Source organism: Elstera litoralis (assembly GCF_000963705.1).
GTDB classification, from domain to species: Bacteria; Pseudomonadota; Alphaproteobacteria; order Elsterales; family Elsteraceae; genus Elstera; species Elstera litoralis.
Genome location: NZ_LAJY01000648.1, coordinates 1 through 1,204 on the forward strand (window position 1 = coordinate 1; position 1,204 = coordinate 1,204).

The 1,204-nt window shown below is 57.6% G+C and carries 1 protein-coding gene and 1 pseudogene; both read right to left on the reverse strand.

What is annotated here, in order from left to right; translation table 11 throughout:
- Nucleotides 1-16: 16 nt before the first annotated feature.
- Nucleotides 17-910: a sn-glycerol-3-phosphate ABC transporter permease UgpA gene (gene ugpA / locus VZ95_RS18615; protein ID WP_045777192.1), complete on the reverse strand. Its 894-nt coding sequence runs from the start codon at nucleotides 908-910 to the stop codon at nucleotides 17-19.
- Between the two features lie 70 nt (nucleotides 911-980).
- A pseudogene (locus tag VZ95_RS26035) lies at nucleotides 981-1,204 on the reverse strand (sn-glycerol-3-phosphate ABC transporter substrate-binding protein UgpB); the annotation flags it as partial.

Genomic DNA, 1,204 nt, shown 5'->3' on the forward strand with positions numbered 1-1,204 from the left:
GGGCGGTTTTCAACCATCAGTAATGAACCTTCCGTTCGACAAATCGGAATTGGACGACCGTCAGCAGAATAACAATCAGCATCAGAATGACCGATTGCGCTGCGGATCCGCCAATATCGAGGCCGACGACCCCATCGAAATAGACTTTATACACAAGAATCTCGGTTGATTTGGCCGGCCCCCCCGCCGTCACCGCGTGGATGACGCCAAAGGTCTCGAAAAACGCATAGACGATATTCACCACCAGCAAAAAGAAAGCGGTGGGCGACAGCAGCGGAAACACAATGTCGCGGAAACGCTTGCCCGGCCCAGCGCCATCGATCGCTGCCGCTTCCATCAGCGACTGTGGGATCGATTGCAGCCCGGCCAGGAAGAAAATGAAATTATAGCTGATCTGCTTCCAGGCGGCGGCGAAGATGACCAGCGCCATAGCCTGATTGCCGTTCAAGAGATAGTTCCACTCAACCCCCATCGCCACCAGCCAGCGCCCCATGAGCCCGATGGACGGGTGCATGACGAACATCCACGTCACGCCCGCGAGCGCCGGGGCGATGGCATAGGGCAGCAGCAGGAGGGTTTTGTAAGCGGTCGCGCCCCGCACCACCCGGTCGGCGCAGACCGCCAGCAACAGCGAGAGGCTGAGCGAGAGGGCCGACACGGCGGCGCTGAAAAACAGGCTGCGGACAAAAGATTCCACGTAGCGCGCGTCGGAGAACAGCGCAGCGAAATTCTTAAGCCCGGCAAACTCGGAACTCAGCCCGAAGGGATCTTCGATATAGAGCGACTGCTGCACCGCCTGCACCGACGGCCAGTAGAAAAAAACCAGCGTAATCACAAGTTGCGGCAGCAGCAGGAGCAGCGGCAGCAGTTTGTTGGAGAACGGGGCTTGGGCGGAAGATGCTGGCGTCACGATACCCCCACGGGGTCAAAAATAAAAAGGCGGGAAGAAATCTTCCCGCCCCGTTAGGCGATGTAAAGGCTTAGTTCTTGGCGGTGCGCTCGAAGCGACGGAGTTCTTCGTTACCCTTGGCAACGGCATTATCCATGGCTTGCTTCACCGAAATCTTGTTCGCAAAAGCGGCTTCGACTTCATCCATAATCAGTTCGCGAATCTTCGGCAGGTTACCGAAGCGCACGCCCATCGAATTTTCGGTCGGGGCCTTGTTTTGCAGCTGCAGGATCGGCGTTTCGCGACCGGGGTTCT